Annotated in this window: 14 protein-coding genes; 5 read left to right on the forward strand and 9 right to left on the reverse strand. The window is 68.2% G+C overall.

Annotation, left to right across the window (positions count from 1 at the left end):
• Nucleotides 1-790 precede the first annotated feature (790 nt).
• Both ABZ827_RS22815 and ABZ827_RS22820 read right to left on the reverse strand, forming a co-directional pair.
• Nucleotides 791-3412, reverse strand: a complete 2622-nt coding sequence (locus ABZ827_RS22815; RefSeq protein WP_357239947.1) for a DUF6049 family protein — start codon at nt 3410-3412, stop codon at nt 791-793.
• Nucleotides 3409-3945 carry an NUDIX hydrolase gene (locus tag ABZ827_RS22820; RefSeq protein ID WP_357239950.1) on the reverse strand — a complete coding sequence of 179 codons (537 nt, stop codon included), beginning with the start codon at nt 3943-3945 and terminating at the stop codon, nt 3409-3411. Before ABZ827_RS22820 ends, ABZ827_RS22815 begins: the two co-directional genes overlap by 4 nt.
• Before the next feature lie 290 nt (nt 3946-4235).
• Here ABZ827_RS22820 and ABZ827_RS22825 point away from each other — a divergent pair, with 290 nt between their 5' ends.
• Nucleotides 4236-5696, forward strand: coding sequence for a CCA tRNA nucleotidyltransferase (locus tag ABZ827_RS22825; RefSeq protein WP_357239953.1), 1461 nt, complete (start codon nt 4236-4238; stop codon nt 5694-5696).
• A gap of 9 nt (nt 5697-5705) precedes the next feature.
• On the opposite strand, the gene ABZ827_RS22830 is transcribed toward ABZ827_RS22825, so the two are convergent.
• Nucleotides 5706-6542, reverse strand: coding sequence for a hypothetical protein (locus ABZ827_RS22830; RefSeq protein ID WP_357239957.1), 837 nt, complete (start codon nt 6540-6542; stop codon nt 5706-5708).
• Between the two features lie 415 nt (nt 6543-6957).
• Here ABZ827_RS22830 and ABZ827_RS22835 point away from each other — a divergent pair, with 415 nt between their 5' ends.
• Entirely contained in the window at nt 6958-8496 is a 1539-nt protein-coding gene (locus ABZ827_RS22835; protein WP_357239960.1) for a DUF4185 domain-containing protein, read from the forward strand.
• A gap of 10 nt (nt 8497-8506) precedes the next feature.
• On the opposite strand, the gene ABZ827_RS22840 is transcribed toward ABZ827_RS22835, so the two are convergent.
• From ABZ827_RS22840 to ABZ827_RS22860, 5 genes are all read right to left on the reverse strand, one after another.
• A complete protein-coding gene (locus tag ABZ827_RS22840) occupies nt 8507-9367 on the reverse strand; it encodes a biotin-dependent carboxyltransferase family protein (protein WP_357239963.1) in 861 nt (286 codons plus the stop codon).
• On the reverse strand, nt 9364-10053 hold the full coding sequence (locus ABZ827_RS22845; protein WP_357240012.1) for an allophanate hydrolase subunit 1: 690 nt from the start codon (nt 10051-10053) through the stop codon (nt 9364-9366). The genes ABZ827_RS22840 and ABZ827_RS22845 overlap by 4 nt, the downstream gene beginning before the upstream one ends.
• 24 nt (nt 10054-10077) lie before the next feature.
• Nucleotides 10078-10833, reverse strand: coding sequence for a 5-oxoprolinase subunit PxpA (locus tag ABZ827_RS22850; RefSeq protein WP_357239966.1), 756 nt, complete (start codon nt 10831-10833; stop codon nt 10078-10080).
• Nucleotides 10834-10964: 131 nt separating this feature from the next.
• Nucleotides 10965-12320, reverse strand: coding sequence for an MFS transporter (locus ABZ827_RS22855; protein WP_357240015.1), 1356 nt, complete (start codon nt 12318-12320; stop codon nt 10965-10967).
• Between the two features lie 49 nt (nt 12321-12369).
• Entirely contained in the window at nt 12370-12870 is a 501-nt protein-coding gene (locus tag ABZ827_RS22860; protein ID WP_357239969.1) for an NUDIX domain-containing protein, read from the reverse strand.
• Nucleotides 12871-13066: 196 nt separating this feature from the next.
• On the opposite strand from ABZ827_RS22860, the gene ABZ827_RS22865 reads away from it, so the two are divergent.
• The 3 genes from ABZ827_RS22865 (at nt 13067) to ABZ827_RS22875 (ending at nt 16603) form a co-directional block, all read left to right on the forward strand.
• Entirely contained in the window at nt 13067-13846 is a 780-nt protein-coding gene (locus ABZ827_RS22865; RefSeq protein WP_357239971.1) for a pirin family protein, read from the forward strand.
• A gap of 220 nt (nt 13847-14066) precedes the next feature.
• The gene (locus tag ABZ827_RS22870) at nt 14067-14540 is read left to right on the forward strand and encodes a DUF4190 domain-containing protein (protein ID WP_357239974.1); all 474 of its coding nucleotides are present in this window, start codon (nt 14067-14069) and stop codon (nt 14538-14540) included.
• Between the two features lie 59 nt (nt 14541-14599).
• On the forward strand, nt 14600-16603 hold the full coding sequence (locus tag ABZ827_RS22875) for a M13-type metalloendopeptidase (RefSeq protein WP_357239977.1): 2004 nt from the start codon (nt 14600-14602) through the stop codon (nt 16601-16603).
• A gap of 107 nt (nt 16604-16710) precedes the next feature.
• Here the strand turns inward: ABZ827_RS22875 and ABZ827_RS22880 are convergent.
• Nucleotides 16711-16952 (reverse strand): hypothetical protein (locus ABZ827_RS22880; RefSeq protein ID WP_357239980.1); only part of this gene is annotated, 242 nt, incomplete at its 5' end.

Raw genomic sequence — 16952 nt, forward strand, 5'->3', positions numbered from 1 at the left:
ACCGGCTGCGGCCTGCCGGGCTGCGGGCGCCCAGCGGGTGGTGCCGCGGGACGAAATGCCGCGGGCCGGTTCGCGGGGGGTGCCGCGGGCCGGGAGCCGGAGGGTGGGTTTCCGGGGGGTACCGCGGGACGGGAGCCCGAGGGCGGGGCCGAGCGTGGTTCGGGGCGCATCGGGGCCCGGGAGCCGCCCGGCGGGTTCTGGGGGCGTCCGGGGGCGGGCGGACGGGCGTCCGGCTCGGGATGCCGCTGCCGGTTCGGGGCGTACCGATCCTCGCCCGGATGCGGACCCGGACGCGGGCCCCGCTGATCGGGCGGGGCCGGACGCGGCGGTTCGGCCGGTCGCTCGGATCGGCGCACCTGCGGCGGCGACTCCCGGAACGGTTCCCGGCTCCGGTCGGTCTCGTGCGGCCGGCTGCTCATCTCCGGCTCCGATCCCGGAGCCGGCTGCGCCCGCTCCCACGGTGCGATGGGGGCCCGCCGGCCTCGTGGACCGTCGGGTTGTCGACCGGGCTGCTGCCGATGAGCGGAGGATTCATCGTCGCTCATCATGCCTCCTGTATCGCCCGGACCCCCGCTTGCCGGTTGTCACCTGTGTCGTGCCGAACACTTCGTCCGATCCGCCGCGCGCAACGAACCGTACGGCAGGTTCGGTATGACGTATCCGACCGCGCACCGGTGCCGGGACGAACCCGGACAGCCGGTGCGCGCATCCCTCTATCTTCCACGGGTCGTGGGCGCGGGTCATCCTCCCCTGGTTACCGGCGGCCGGCCCATCCGGCTGCCGGTCGCCGCTACACCCGTTCCCGGCGGCCTTCCGGCCGGTGGCCGGCACGTAGCGCCTCGTCACTCAACTCGGGTCCGGGCGGGGTGGTCTTCCGGCGCCGAGCCCGGCCCAGCCGGATGACCCGCCGCCGGACCCCCGGATCCACGCCCTTATCGGCCGGATCGTGTTCGCCGTGGAAACGCCGCCACAGGCGGCGACCGGCGAGCAAGAAGAGCAATGCGGCCGCACACGCGGTGATGATCGCCAGAATCTGGCCGTAGGCGTTCGAACGGACCGAGATCGAGGTCGCATGGCCGAGCGGCACCCCTTCGGGTGTGCTCAGCGATATGGGGACCACGAGGTTGCGGCTGTCGCTGACCTCGCTGGGGATCTGGAACGAGCGAGTGCCCCTGGGTGGGAGCAACTGCTCGCCGATATCGGTGATCTTGGTTTCCGGTGGTGCGTCTATCCGGAACCGGATACGCACCGAAATGGGCAGATCGTTTCGCGCCACCAGCAGCAGCGGGCTCGACTCCGAAGCCAGCGTGTACACACCGCCCGGCGGTAGCACCGTCACCGATCGATAGATCTCGTCCACCGCCGCGGTCGCCTTCTCGATGCGCCGTTGCGCGAACACCTCGGCCTGCGCGGTCGGGCCACCGCGCCGGTCGGACAGCGACAGTGCTCGCACCAGATCGTCGCGCAACGGGTTCAGGAACGCGGCCGGTGTCGGCTGGGTATCGGGGACCTCCACCATGGCCTGCATCAGCTGCGTGATCCGATGTGACTGGTCGCGCGCCTGCGGTGCGAAATGACCGGGCACCGCCTCCATGGCGGCGTCCGGGAGCGGCGACAGCTGATAGGGCGCGGGATCCGGCGACTGGCCGACGAGATCATCGAACGGCCGCGGATCCACCAGTTTGTTCTCCACCAGCAACTCGAGCTGGTGCAGCAGCGCGCCGGCCTCGTCCCGGTTCGCGCCCCACTGCTGCGGCGGCATGATCAGTTGTGAGCGTGGCCGTCCGGGGGCCGGGTGCAGCGCCTGCCACGACACAGCGCCGAGCGCGTCCTGCAGACGGGCGCTGCGCGAATCGTTGGTCACCGGGTAACGCGCCTGTTCGGGCACATACGCCGGGGTCGGCGGGTTGGAACCGATACCGGCGAGTGCGGCGGCGGGCCAGATATCGAAGTTCGCCACCCGTAACGCCGGATCGCCTGTCGAGGCGGCCCCACTACCTGCCTGGTTCGGCTGCGCCGGCGCCTGGGTCTCGGACAGTGCGTTGCCCGGCTGCTCCCCGGCCGCCGTCGGATTCCCGGCCGGCACCGCCTCTTCCCGCTCGGCCGGATCGCCCGGGGCGGGAGCCGGAGACCCCGCTACCCCCGGCAATCGGACCAGGTCGGGAACCGCGGCGTACGGATCGCCGGCCCCGCCTTCCGGCGCGACCGCGGAACCCGCCAGCACCGCGGTACCGAATCCGTGCGACTTCAGCAGTTGCGCCGCCGCGGGGTCCAGACTGCCGGCATCCGGCACGCTCACACCGCGCACCGACCGGGTGTTGAGGATCGAATCGACGATCGACGCGGGCGCTTCCAATGCCCGGGCGGTGAGCGCCGGATCATTGGCCGCCGCCAGCGCCGCGATATCGACCTGGGCGAACGGCAGCGCCACCGTGCACATCGAGGAGGCGAGGCCGCGCAACCGGTCCAGCCATTGTTTCGCGGCTTCGGTCCCGGTACCCGGCCGCGTCGCGCCGTCCGGATCCGAGGGGCTGGCCAGCACCCGGTAATCGCTGGTCATCGCCTGAACACTGAGTAGCAGATCGGGGTCGACGGCCAGGCATACGGCAGAGGACGGACCGTCGTCGCCGCGCTCGTCACCGAGTTCCGATTCCAGCGCCCCGACGAGCTCGTCCAGCCGCCCACCGCGGCCCAGCGAGGCCGCCAGCTCGTCATCGGCCAGTTCGGGCGTCCGGTCGAGTTCACCGGTCTGACCGGCCACCATGCGCGGCCGATCGGCCAGCGGCCACAGCAGAGTGGCCGAAACCGGTGGATTCGCCGGCGCGGGCAGCGGCGGGGCGCTACCGTCCGTGGCCGCGGGCAGGCCGAGTACCGGCAGCAGGAACCGGGCATCGTCCAAACGTGCCTGGCCGCCGTAGTCCGGGGTCCCGTTGACATTCAGCAACAGCGGATAGACACCGGGCTCGGTGATGTTCAGCGAATTCCCCGACCCGTCCCGCAGCGGTACCGACAGGGTGAACTGCTGACGCTGACCGGGCTCCATCCGCCCCGCGATGTCCTGGAACGGTGTGGGGTAGTCGTAATTCACCTGGTCCAGCTTCAACGTGGTGCGCAGTTCGCTGGGATCGGCCACCGGCCGCGACCGCTGAACCCGGACGGCGACGGCGTCCACCCCGCGGTCACCGATATTGGTGACCGTTCCGGTCACCGTCAGCATCGGTTCGCTGGAGGTGGTCACCGTGCCCGGACTCACGGAATCCAGGGACAACTTCAAGAACTGCGGGGCCGTGGCATCCTCCGCGGACCCCGTCGGCTGGGCATGCGCCAGGGAAGCGGGCAGCGCGGACAGCGCCGTCACCGCAACGAGGATGGTCAGGATCGCGAGCACGATCCGACTCGGTCCACGCGTCATCGTTTACCGGTCTCCATCCGGTCGATCAGGCGGTTCGCCACCTCGGCCAGCCTGCGCTCGTCCGCGTAGGCCAGCCTGGAGTTCAATTCACTCAACGGCACCCAGTCGACCTGGGTGACCTCTACATCCGCGTCGGATAGTTCGCCACCGACCGAACGCAGCAGAAAATGGTGCACTGTCTTGTGTACCCGCCGCCCCTCGGTGACGAACCAGTAATCGATACTGCCCAATTCGGCGACCACCACGCCCTGAATACCGGTTTCCTCGGCGACCTCCCGGATAGCTGTCTGCTCCGAGGTTTCGCCTTCTTCGATATGACCTTTGGGCAGCGACCATAGCAGCCGTCCGCGACGGTCGGTCCGGCCGATCAATGCGGCGCAACGCCGATCCGGCGGACCGTCCAAACCATCGACGACCAACCCCCCGGCCGAGGTCTCCCGCACGGTGCGCATACGAGGTTTCGCCGCACCACCGGCCGAACCACGGCGCCGGGGCTGGCGGCGTCGACTGTTCGCGCGATCGGCCGGAGACACTACGCAATACTAGAGCAGTGTCTATTTGCGGCGCCTTCGGCGCCGCGGGTTTCGGCCCCCCTTGGCGTCGCCTTTCAGCCCTCGAGACTCGCGGCTGCGCCGCATGCACTTCGAGGGCTCAAAGGCGACGCGGGCCAAAACCTCCAAGGGCCTCGCTGAACTCGGCACCGCCGCTGGGCACGTTCGGACGGCCGCTGGGTATGTTCGGGCCGCTGCTGGTCACGTTCGGTACGGCGCGGGGCCTACCCAGCGCGCCGGAGGCACGCAAATGGGCACAGTATGGTTCTTTTGTGGTTTCGACCGAGTCCGACGACGCTGTGCTGGATCGCCGTACCCGTTTGCTCGCCGCGGCGGCGATCACGCTGGGCCGGCTTTCCGATGTGCTGACCCCGCTGGGGGAGATATTCGCCGCCCATGGTTTCCACCTGTATTTGGTCGGGGGCAGTGTGCGGGACGCGATCCTGGGGCGGCTCGGTACCGATCTGGATTTCACCACCGATGCGCGGCCCGAGCAGGTGCAGCATTTGCTGGACGGCTGGGCGGATCAGTTGTGGGATACCGGTGGGCTGGTGTTCGGGACGGTGAGTGCGGCCAAGAATGGTCAGCAGCTGGAAATCACCACATTCCGGAGTGACACCTATGACCGGGTTTCGCGGAATCCGCAGGTCAGTTTCGGGGACAGTCTGGAAGGTGATCTCGTTCGCCGCGATTTCACCGTCAACGCCATGGCAGTGAAGATCGCCGCGGACGGTGCGCTGGAATTCGTCGATCCGTTGAACGGGATCGAGGCGTTGCTGGCGGGGGTGCTGGATACACCGGCCGCCCCCGAGGACTCGTTCAACGATGATCCGCTGCGGATGTTGCGCGCGGCTCGTTTCGTTTCCCAGCTCGGATTCGAGCCGCATCCGCGGGTGCGGGCCGCGATCACCGAGATGGCCCCGGAAATCGATCGGATCACCGCGGAACGGGTCCGCACGGAACTGGACAAGCTGGTCGGGGGCGCCTATCCGATCGACGGCATCAACATGATGTGTGAAACAGGTCTGGCGCAGCGGGTACTGCCCGAGGTGCCGGAAATGAAATTGGAGATCGACGAGCACCACCAGCACAAAGACGTCTATTGGCATTCGCTGACGGTGCTGGATCAGGCGATCGACCAGGAGGAAGGCGATCCGGACCTGGTGCTGCGCTGGGCGGCGCTGCTGCACGATATCGGCAAACCGGATACCAAACGCAACGAGCCGGGTGGCGGTGTCAGTTTCCACCACCACGAGGTCGTGGGCGCGAAAATGGTCCGTAAGCGGCTGCGGGCACTGAAGTATCCGAAACAGTTCACCGAGGATGTGGCGCGGCTGGTTTTCCTGCACCTGCGGTTCCACGGTTATGGGAAGGGGCAGTGGACCGATTCGGCGGTCCGCCGCTATGTCACCGACGCCGGGGAGTTGCTGCCGCGGCTGCACAAGCTGGTCCGCGCCGATTGCACCACCCGCAACAAACGGCGTGCCGCCGCGCTGCGCGCCACCTACGACGAGCTCGAGGAGCGGATCGCGCGGCTGCAGGAGCAGGAGGATCTGGCTCGCGTCCGCCCGGACCTGGACGGAAACGCGATCATGGAGCTGCTCGGACTGCCACCGGGCCCGGAGGTGGGCCGTGCGTGGCGGTATCTGAAGGAACTGCGCCTGGATCGCGGTCCGCTGACCCATGAGGAGGCCGTGGCCGCGCTGCGTGCGTGGTGGCAGACCCAGCAGTGAGCTGCCCGGTCAGAACACGATCAGGGTGGTGCCGGCGACGATGGCCGAGCGGATCTGCGCCAGATCGAACGACCCGCTGACCGGGGCTACTTCGATCCGGAACCGGACCAGGTCACCGTCCCGGACGGCGCGTACGATCCGTGCGCCGCGAGGCAGTTCGGGTATTCCGACGGGGCTCATGGTCCGCCACCGCCGGGGTACGGGCATACCGAGCCAGTTGGCCCGCCGCACGTCGACTCGCAGGATGTCATCGGCGATCGAGGCATCCAGTTCGGCGCTGATCCGGCGGCGCCGGTGCACCGCGCGCACGAGCCCCTGTTCGGTCGCCGACAGCTCCCACTCCCACTCCCACTCCCGCTGCCGGGACGCGAGCCAGCCGAGGACGGTTTCCAGGGCGACGGTGCCGTCGATATCCACCCGGTTGGCGCGGACCCGGGTCGGCACGCCCGGTACGAGCCGCACCTCATGGGAGACGACGGTGACCTCGCGGATCGACCGGTTGTCCCAGCTCAGCTCCTTCAGCACCGCCTTGGCCTGGAAATGCGCGCCGCGGCGACGCACCTTCAGCAAGTCCAATGTGCCGGTCAGTTGATGGCCGAGCAGGGTCGCGCTGATCTTCTGCCCACCGAACCGGCTCAGAATGCCCTCGCTGAGAACGGTGAGCAGGGTGTCGGGCAGCAAAGCTGTGACGGTGCCGGCACCGAGGTCGGCCACTGGTTCCACCCAGGTGGTGGTATAGCTGATCCACTGTTCCAGCCGGGACTGCTCGAACAGTCGTTTGCCGAGGTCGACCGCCCACAGGGGTGAGAACGGGGAAGTCGATCGGGGATCCGGGTACGCCGCCATGATCGGTTTCGAGAGTACTGGCCCGACTCGCCCGAAACTATATCGAGTCGGCTGGGTCACGTTGCCGATCTCCCGGTCGTATGAGCCCTCCGCGCCGGGCACGGGAGTTACCGATGCGTACCGATGATCAAATGCACGCTGCGGCTGTCCGATTCGGGTAGGTTCACTGCGACAATGGGACTCGACAGGAGACAGTGAACTGCTGAACAGTATCTTTGGCGTCGCCTCCGGCGACGCGGGTCGGGGCCCTATTAACCCCGTGTCTTCACTCCGCCGCTCAGTCGCTGCGCTCCTTCGCTCTGTCGCTGCAGACACGGGGCGGGCCCCGACCGCACCGGTGGGGCGAGAGGGGCGGGCGGCTGGGTGTGTGGCGTTGTCGTTGGGGTTGGTGCTTGTCGGGCAAGCGGTGGTGCCGGTGTCTGCTCAGGGGGCGCCGCATCCGTGGGAGCCGGCGCCGGTGAACGGATGTGGTGAGGTGGGGTTCGATCCGCTGGATCGGGAGCCGGATCCGTCGGCGCCGCCTCCGCCGTTGGTGCCGGTGCCGCCGCAGATCGATATACCGATTCCGGTGCCTCAGTTCACGCCGGTGCCGGTGCCCGATCCCCCGCAAGACAACACGCGGATAGCCGCGGAGCCGCTGCCCGCGGACCCCTGCCATAATCCGTGCCCGGATATTCGCGATACGCCGAAACCGAAGGCTCCCGAGAACGGCGAGATCAAGCCGCCGGATGCGCCGGCGAGTGGTTCGGGAAGTGGTTCGGCGAGCGGGAGCAGTTCTGGCTCGGGTAGCGGCTCGGGTTCCGGCGATCCGGTGAAACTGCCGAAGATCCAGTTCAAACCGGAGATCGAACCCATACCGATTCCGGTTCCCGGCGGAGAGGGAGAGCCACCGCAACCGGCGCCGCCGCCGGTTGTCCATCCGGCCGAACCCGGACCCGTCGCCGCGGCCGCCACGATGCCGCAGGTGGATTCGGTGCGGTTGGTCGAACAGGTGACCGGCCACGGTTCGTCGAATCGGACCGATATGCGCTGGCAGGTCGACGGCACGGATCTGGGTTTGATGTGGGAGACGAAACCCGGCGAGATCGCTGTGGTGTTCGGCGATACCTTCGGTAAGGGCTGGGGGCCGGGTGGCGCCGGCGGCGACGACGAGGATTGGCGCAGCAATGTGCTCGCCCACAGCACCGACCGGGACCTTTCCGACGGGCTGACCCTGGACTCCATGGTCCAGGACAGCCGCTGCCACGCCGCGGAACTACTGGGCAGCCGGAAGATCAAGAACTGGGAGACGACCACCATCCCGACCTCCGGTTTCGCTCTCGGCGACCGTCAGTACCTCAGCTATATGTCGGTGAACCGCTGGAGCAAGATACCCGGCCTGTGGTGGACGAATTACGGCGGTATCGCCTACTCCGACGACAACGGCAGCACCTGGGTCAAAGATCAGCACGCCAGATGGGAGAACCTGTTCGGGCTGGGCCGGTTCCAGGTGGCGGCGATGGTGCCGCACGGCGACTACGTGTACATGTTCGGAACGCCCAACGGCCGGGTCGGTGTGATCGGGCTGGCGCGGGTGCCGAAGGCTGATGTGCTGAACGAATCCGCGTACCAGTACTGGGTGAACGGTACCTGGGCGCCGGCGTCGGAGAATCTGGCAACGCCGCTGGTGCCGGGTATTGCCAGTGAACTCTCGGTTCGGTTCGACGAAGAGTCGGGTGTCTGGCAGATGTCGTACCTGGATCCGGCGCGGGGCGCGATCGTGCTGCGGACCGCTACCGAACCGCAGGGAATCTGGACCGAGGCGGTACCGCTGGTATCCACCACCGACTACCCCAAGGCCTACGGCGGGTTCATTCATCCCTGGTCCACGGCGCGGGATCTGTACTTCACCCTTTCGGAGTGGGATTCCTACAACGTGTACCTCATGCACGCCCGCCTGACCCCGCCCGCCTGACCGCGGCAGATCACGTGCTCCGCGTGCGGCGGAACCGTATCCGCTGGCCGGGCCGGGCCTGCGCCACCAGGTCCACATCCGCGTCCAGGACCACCGCGATGACCGGATAGCCCCCGGTTATCGGATGGTCGGCGAGGAAAATCACGGGCTGTCCGCTGGGCGGCACCTGTACCGATCCGAGGGCCACCCCCTCTGTCGGGAGTTCCGCCGAGGAGTTGCGCCGCAGCGGCGGCCCGTCGGCGCGGTCGAGGCGGGCACCGACCCGATCGCTGTCCGGACTGACCGTCCAGTGGCCGGTGAACAGGGCGGCGGGATCGGTGAACCAGTCGTCACGTGGACCGAGGAGGGCGCGGATCTCCATCAGTCCGGGCGGCTCGGATTGCGGGGCCTGATCGACGTTCGGCCAGTCCGGTGGCGGAGTACCGACGGGGAAAACCGACCCCGACCGCAGTGGTGGCGGCCCGATCCCGGACAGCGTGTCGTAGCTGCGCGACCCCAGGACCGGCGCGATATCGACACCGCCGCGTATCCCGATATAGCTACGCAGACCGGCGCGGGTGTAGCCCAGCCGCAGCGATTCCCCCGGGGCGAGGCACAAGACGCTCGCATGGCCTACCGGGGTGCCGTCGACGGTCGCAGGTGCGGGTGCCCCGGTGACCGCCACGAGTGTGGTGTCCTCGGCGTGCAGCACCAGCCCGCCGAGCAGAACCTCTATTCCGGCCGCATCTTCCGGGTTTCCGACCAGCCGATTGGCCAGCCGCAGAGCTCCCCGGTCGGCGGCCCCGGCCGGGCCCACTCCCGAATCGAACCAGCCCGGACGACCGAGATCCTGGACGGTCGCCAGTGGCCCGGTCTCCTCGATAACGATCATTTCCCGGACTCCGCGTCGACGAATCGGACGGATCGACCGGCCCGGATCAGGGCGGGCGGATCGCGTTCGGTATCCCACATGGTCAGCTCGGTATGTCCGATGAGTTGCCAGCCCCCAGGTGTTTCCCGCGGGTAGACCGCCGAATAGCCGCCGGCCAGCGCGACTGCACCGGCCGGGATCCGGGTGCGGGCCGCGGCGCGGCGCCCGACGGTCAGGCGTCCGTCCGGGGAGCCCAGATAACCGAACCCGGGTGCGAACCCGACGAAGGCGCAGCGCCACACCGTTCCGGTATGCGCGGCGACGACCTCCTCCGGCGTGATATCGAGCGCGCGGGCCACGTCTTCGAGGTCGGGTCCGTCATAGTGGACCGGAATCCGCACGGGCTCGGCCGTCCGCGGCAATGTTCCACGGGAAACATCGCCGGAATCGGCCTCGTTCACCGAGCCGACCAACCGCTCGAATTCCGCCCGCCACCGGTGCGTGGATACCGCCGAATCCAAGGTCACCAGAACGGTTTCCGCCGCGGGCAGCAGGTCGACGACACCGGGCAGCGACCGCTCGGCGAGCGCGGCGGTCAGGGCGGCTACCCGGTCCGGGTGCGGGGTCAGCAGCAGTGCCCGGTCGCCGGCGGACCGCACCGGCACCGTTGGGGTCGCCGCTTCCCGCGTTCGTGGAGCCCGCGACAGATCACTCACCCCGTTCCAGTTCGATCAGGCGAACGACGCTACCGCGATCCCCGCATCCTCGAGCGCGGAACGAATTCGCCGAGCCATCTGGACCGCGGCCGGGGTATCGCCGTGTACGCAGATACTGTCCGGCGATACGGTCACCGTGCCGCCGCCACCCGCGACCCGTGCGGTACCGGTTTCCGCCAGGGTCACCGCCTGGGCCAGCGCCGTATCCGGGTCCAGCACGGCGCCCGGGGTATCGCGTGGGGCCAGCCCGCCCGTGGCGGTATACGCGCGGTCGGCGAACCCCTCGCTCAGGAATCGGATACCCGCGAGCGCGGCCGACTCCTGCAGCTGAGTGCCGGCGGGGCCGAGGAGGGCGAGTGCCGGATCGTGCTCGCGCATCGCGGAGAGGACGGCATCGGCGAGCTCGGGTTGCGCGGCAGCGGCATGGTAGAGCGCTCCGTGCGGTTTCACATATCGGACCCTGTCCCCCGCTGCCCGGGCGAATCCGTCCAGGGCACTGATCTGGTACAGCGTTTCGTCCCGCAGTTCCGCCGGTGCGACTGCCAGTGCCCGCCGCCCGAACCCTGCCAGATCGCGGTATCCGATATGCGCCCCGATCCGGACCCCTTTCTCCACCGCGAGTGAACACGTTCGCCGCATGATGGAGGGATCGCCGGCGTGGAATCCGCAGGCGATATTCGCACTGGTGACGATATTCAGCATGGCGACGTCATCCGCCATATGCCATGCCCCGAAACCTTCACCGAGGTCGCTGTTCAGGTCGAGTCCCACCGATCCTCCTTCCGCCGCACTCCATTGTTCCCGCCCGGCGGGCCGGTGCGATACCCCTCGATCGGTTCGCCGGCTTCCGCCGAATGCGATCTCCGTACCGGCGAAACCGCCGGCTCATGGACGGCTCGGGGTCAACCGTTGCCGCCGGCCCGGGACCGTCCCCCGGGCCGGCGATTGTTCAGCAGCAGTGCGACGATGCCGGCCCCGTAGCAGCCCGCGCCGGCCAGCACGACCGCGACCGACCGGCCGTCCGCCGGCACGACCACCGCGGTCAGCGCGACCGCCAGCACGAAGCCGATATTGAACACGGTGTCCTGCAGGGCGAACACCTGGCCGCGCCGATCGTCGGCGATATCGATCTGCATGGCCGCGTCGCCGGTGAGTTTGATCATCTGCCCGGCCAGGCCGAACAGAAATGCCCCGGCGAGCAGCAGCCGGTGGGCGTGGTGGGTAGCGTTCGCGGAGTCGGCCAGCGCGGTGGGCAGGACCAGCGCGAGTTGCACCGCTATCGCGCCGGAAAGTCCGAGCAGCACCGTGCGCGACCGGCCGAATCGCGGGATCAGGAACGGGGTCAGCAGGGCGGCGAGGAGCATACCGGCCGCGGTCGCGGTGATCGCGACTCCGAAACCGATGAGCCCGCCCTCGCCGGTGGTTCCGCCGGACGGCGATTCCCGCAGAACCAGCACCATGATCAACGTGTTGGCGCCGAAAACGATTCGGTGGGTACCGATCCCGATCATGGCGGTGGATACGTCGGCCGATCGCCGCACGGCCCGCGCTCCGACCACCAGCCCCGTGAGCACGGCGTGCAGCGCGCCCACCGTATCGCCGGCCGCCGATTCCGGGCCGAGCGTCCGCGGCCGGAACCCGGCGGCGAGTACTACCCCGGCCACCGAACCGGCCGCGCTCACCGCGACCGCCACCGCCGAGCCGGTATCACCGGCGCCCACCGCGCCGATAAGGGCCACCGCCCCGGCCGCGCCCACCGCCGCGCATGCCGAACCCGCCGTCGCCAGCACCGAGTTGGCGGGTACCAGCCATCGCTGGGCCAGCACTCGGGGCAGCGCCGCCGACACACCCGCCGCGGTGAAGCGGCTGATCCCGACCACCGCCAGCGCCGCCAGCAGTAACGGGCTCGCCCCGATACCGGCCAGCAGCCCGAGCGCCACAGCGACGATCAAGATCACCCGCATGATGTTGGCGATCAGCAGCACCAGCCTGCGGTCCCACCGATCCAGCAGGGCGCCGGCGTAGGGGCCGATCACCGAATAGGGCAGCAGCAGCACAGCGAAACCGGCCGCGACGGCCAGCGGGTCGGTTTCGCGTTCCGGGTTGAACAGAATCGCCCCGGACAGCGCCGCTTGGAACATCCCGTCGCCGAATTGGCTGGTGAACCGGATCAGGGTCAACCGGACAGCACCGGGGCTCGCCCGGATCGCGGCGCGCACCGCGCCCAGGCTGTGCTTGTGCTCGCCCGTCTCGGCTATCTGATCCGGCGTGCAGGGTTCGGGCGCAGCGCTGGACACGGCCGCGACGCTACCTGTTGGGCGGTCCCGAACGTATTCCGGCCGGTCCGCGCTCCTCGGTGATCAGCAGATCGACTGCCTCCCGCATATCCGGGGCCATCGGCAGGGTGCCCAGCGCGTCGGCGTCGATCCAGGCGTACGCGTCGTGTTCGTCGGGTTCCAGGGTTATCTCACCGGGTTCGGCATCGGCGAGAAAGCTGAACTTGCGCACCTTGGGTTTGGTGCGGGTCGCGTAGTCGAACCAGCCGAGGAATTCGGTGATACACCGGGCCACCAACCCGGTCTCCTCATAGAGTTCGCGCACCGCGCTCTCGATCAGTGTTTCCCCGGCTTCTACTCCGCCACCCGGCAGTTCGTACATTCCGCCGAGATCCGAACCGGGCACCCGGCGCACCACCAGCAGCCTGCCGTCGCGGAATACCGCGACACCGACCACCAGATCGGTGACGCCGTCGCGTCGCGCACCGGCACGCAGCCGCTGCTCGATCCGCGCAAGTGCTTCGGGGCGCATCCTTCACCTCCCGATCCGGTATATCCATTTTCACCGCGTACGTGCCGTACCGCTAATGCCGCCGACCGTTGCTCACCAGCCGTTCACCCCGAGGTCGCTCGCGTAAAATGCCGAGAGCGGACGATCGACGAAGTGGGGTATCGGGGTACTCCCTACGGGAAAGGTAATTGTGCCCGAGCAGGAAAGGAGGCGTGTGATGTCCACACCGCCGACCCCGCATATCGAGGTCCATCGCGCGGGCGACCGGATGAAAACGCGAATATCCTGGCTCGATTCCAAACACTCGTTCTCCTTCGGTTCGCACTACGATCCCGAGAACACCCATCACGGCCTGCTGCTGGTGAACAACGACGATATCGTTCTACCCGGTCAGGGCTTCGACACCCATCCGCACCGCGATATGGAAATCGTGACCTGGGTGCTGGAGGGGTCGCTGGTACATCAGGATTCGCTGGGGCACAGCGGTGTCATCTATCCGGGTCTCGCGCAGCGGATGAGCGCCGGTACGGGAATCCGGCATTCGGAGAAGAACGACTCCTGGCGGGTCGATTCCGGCCGGTCCGAGCACGAGGAGCCGGTGCATTTCGTGCAGATGTGGGTTATGCCCGACGACCCCGGTATCGAGCCCGGATACCAGCAACTCGAGATCGACGCCGAACTTGCCGCCGGAGGGCTGGTGACGGTTGCGTCCGGTCTGCCGCGGTATCGCGATCGCGCCGCGATCGCCATCAACAGCAGCCATTCGGCGCTGCACGTGGCGAAACTGGCCCCGGATACCGAGCCCAGCGTGGACCTGCCCGACGCGCCCTATATTCATGTCTTCGTCGCGCGCGGTGCGGTCGAGATGGAGGGGGTGGGTCTGCTCGACACCGGCGACGCGGTGCGCCTCAGCTATTCCGGTGGCCGGCGGTTGATCGCCCCGGAACCGGCCGAAGTGCTCATCTGGGAGATGCACGCCCGGCTCGGTGCCGGATAGGCGTACCTCCGCCTCCGCTCCGGCCGTGCGCGTTCTGCGTACCTCCGCCTCCGCTCCGGCCGTGCGCGTTCTGCGTACCTCCGCCTCCGCTCCGGCCGTGGGGTCCGGCGGGGGGCCTCGACCCGGGCCGGGGCGACCGCCGACAATGAGTGGGCGAACTCCACGGTCACACCGGCGTGACACCGTCGATGATCGTGACCGCTCACCTGAGGAGAAACGTATGACCTACCCACCACCGGCGGGCTACCCCGCACCCGACCCGTATCCGGGACCCGGTGGTGAGCCCCCGTACTGGCAGGAATCGCCCAAGACCAAGGGGATGGCGGTTGCGGCTCTGATCTTCGCGATTCTGGCGGCGCTGAGTTTCTGCACAGTCGCGGGCGGGATCTTCTTCGGGCTCGTCGCCGTGGTTCTCGGCGCCATCGCCATGGTGAAGGCGCGCCGGGGCACCGCGGGCGGCGGGGTCATGGCTGTCGTCTCGTTGATTCTCGGGGTGGTCGCCATCGTGGCGGCGATCGTGTGCGGAGTACTCCTCTGGGGTTTCTGGAACGACGTCGGAGGCGACGACTACGTCGGTTGCCTCGAACGAGCCGGGACTGATCAGGCGGCGATCACACAGTGTGACGAGCGGTTCCAGCAGCACCTGGAAGACCAGTTCGGGGAGACTCTCGTACCGCCCGAACCGACGAATTGAGCGGACCGGCCGAACGCACATCACGTCGCGGCACACCGGGCACCGGCATACTGGATTGCGTGACTTCCGACGTGACCAGCCCCTCCGGTATCGATCTGACCCATCTCGCCCCGGCTGTGCGGGTGCAGGACGACCTGTTCACGCATGTCAACGGCGCCTGGCTGGCCGGGTACGAAATCCCGGCGGACCGGGCGGTGGACGGTGCTTTCCGCAAGCTGTACGACCAGGCGGAACTGGATGTCCAGGAGATCATCCGCTCCGCCGCGGGCGAGCCGGGTAGCGATGCCCGCAAGATCGCCGACCTGTACTCGTCGTTCATGGACTCCGCGGCCGTGGAAACGGCCGGTCTGGCGCCGATCGCCGAGGAACTCGGGGATTTGGCCCGCACCACCGGCCGGAGTGAGTTCGCGGCGTTGCTGGGCCGGCTGCAGCGCACCGGTGTGTCCGGTGCTGTCGCCGTCTACGTCGATACCGATGACAAGAATTCGCAGCGCTACCTGGTCTACGCGACACAATCCGGTATCGGCCTGCCCGATGAGTCCTACTACCGGTCCGACGACTACGCGGAGGTGCGCGAACGCTATATCGCCCATATCGACCGCATGTTCGCCCTGGCCGCCGCCGATCCGCGTATCGCGGAGCTACTGGATACGGAATCGGCGGGGGCGCGGGTATTCGAACTGGAGCGCAAACTCGCCGCCGGGCACTGGGATGTGGTGCGCCGGCGCGACGCCGAACTGAGCTACAACCTCACGACATTCACCGAACTCGCCGAGCGCAATCCGGAATTCGATTGGGGTGCCTGGACCGACGGGCTGGCCGCGGGCGTCTCCGCCGACGGTTCGCTGCTGCTGTCGGAACTGGTTGTCCGGCAACCGGATTACCTGCGTACTTTCGCGCAGACCTGGGAGTCGGTGCCGGTATCGGAATGGCGGTTGTGGGCGCAGTGGCGGGTTCTCCGGGCCCGCGCGCCCTACCTCACCGAGGCCGTGGTCGAGGAGAGTTTCGATTTCTACGGTCGCACCCTGACCGGCGCCCAGGAGAACCGGGAGCGGTGGAAGCGCGGGGTTTCGCTGGTACAGGATCTGCTCGGCGAGGCCGTGGGCAAACTCTATGTCGCCGAGCACTTCCCGCCGGAGGCCAAGGCCGCGATGGTGCGGCTGGTGGAGAACCTGCGAGAGGCCTACCGCCGCAATATCGCCGATCTGGAGTGGATGACCCCGGCCACCCGCCAGGCCGCGCTGGCGAAGCTGGAGAAGTTCACCCCCAAGATCGGATACCCGGACCGCTGGCGCGACTACTCCGCCGTTTCGGTGGATCCCACCGATCTGGTGGGCAACTACCGGCGCGGGTACGCCGCCGAACACGACCGGGATCTGAACAAACTGGGTGGCCCCGTGGACCGCGACGAATGGTTCATGACACCGCAGACAGTGAACGCCTACTACAACCCGGGAATGAACGAGATCGTCTTCCCGGCCGCCATCCTGCAACCTCCGTTCTTCGATATGAACGCCGACGACGCCGCCAACTACGGCGGTATCGGCGCGGTGATCGGTCACGAGATCGGCCACGGTTTCGACGATCAGGGTGCGAAATACGACGGCGACGGCAATATGGTCGATTGGTGGACCGAGGACGATCGTGCCGAGTTCGGTAAGCGCACTCGCGCGCTGATCGACCAGTACGACGTGCTCTCCCCCAGCGATCTCCCGGACGAGCACACCGTGAACGGCGAGTTCACCATCGGCGAGAACATCGGCGATCTCGGCGGTCTGTCGATCGCGCTCCAGGCCTACCGGATCTCCCTCGACGGTCAGGAGGCCCCGGTGATCGACGGCCTGACCGGACTGCAGCGGGTGTTCTTCGGCTGGGCCCAGGTCTGGCGGACGAAATCCCGCCCGGAGGAGGCCGTCCGCCGCCTCGCCGTGGATCCACACTCCCCGCCGGAGTTCCGCTGCAACGCCGTGGTGCGCAATATCGACGCCTTCCACGAGGCCTTCGAACTGACCCCCGAAGACGCCCTCTATCTGGCCCCCGAGGAGCGCGTCAAAATCTGGTGACCCCCGCCCGCTGAACAATCGACGCGGCGGTGCACCCCGAACGGGCTGCACCGCCGCGTCGATCCCCCGCTCCCGAGCGTGAAATCCGCCCAACCCCGCCACCGAGTTCAGCGCGACATCTGAAAGTAAAGCCCGAACCCGCGCCGCCCCCCAATAACCACAGCACAACCGCGGTATCCGCTCCCGGCATCGTCGCTGGACCCGGCATCGTCGCTGGACCCGGCATCGTCGCTGGACCCGGCATCGTCGCTGGACCCGGCATCGTCGCTGGACCCGGCATCGTCGCTGGACCCGGCATCGTCGCTGGACCCGGCATCGTCGCTGGACCCGGCATCGTCGCTGGACCCGG

The organism is Nocardia sp. NPDC019395 (assembly GCF_040632335.1).
Taxonomy (GTDB): Bacteria; Actinomycetota; Actinomycetes; order Mycobacteriales; family Mycobacteriaceae; genus Nocardia.

Excerpts from the sequence above, each read along its gene's own strand:
- ABZ827_RS22815 (WP_357239947.1), bottom strand. The coding sequence starts at position 3,412 with ATGACGCGTGGACCGAGTCGGATCGTGCTCGCGATCCTGACCATCCTC.
- ABZ827_RS22830 (WP_357239957.1), bottom strand. The coding sequence starts at position 6,542 with ATGGCGGCGTACCCGGATCCCCGATCGACTTCCCCGTTCTCACCCCTG.
- ABZ827_RS22840 (WP_357239963.1), bottom strand. The coding sequence starts at position 9,367 with ATGATCGTTATCGAGGAGACCGGGCCACTGGCGACCGTCCAGGATCTC.
- ABZ827_RS22860 (WP_357239969.1), bottom strand. The coding sequence starts at position 12,870 with ATGCGCCCCGAAGCACTTGCGCGGATCGAGCAGCGGCTGCGTGCCGGT.
- ABZ827_RS22865 (WP_357239971.1), top strand. The coding sequence starts at position 13,067 with ATGTCCACACCGCCGACCCCGCATATCGAGGTCCATCGCGCGGGCGAC.
- ABZ827_RS22870 (WP_357239974.1), top strand. The coding sequence starts at position 14,067 with ATGACCTACCCACCACCGGCGGGCTACCCCGCACCCGACCCGTATCCG.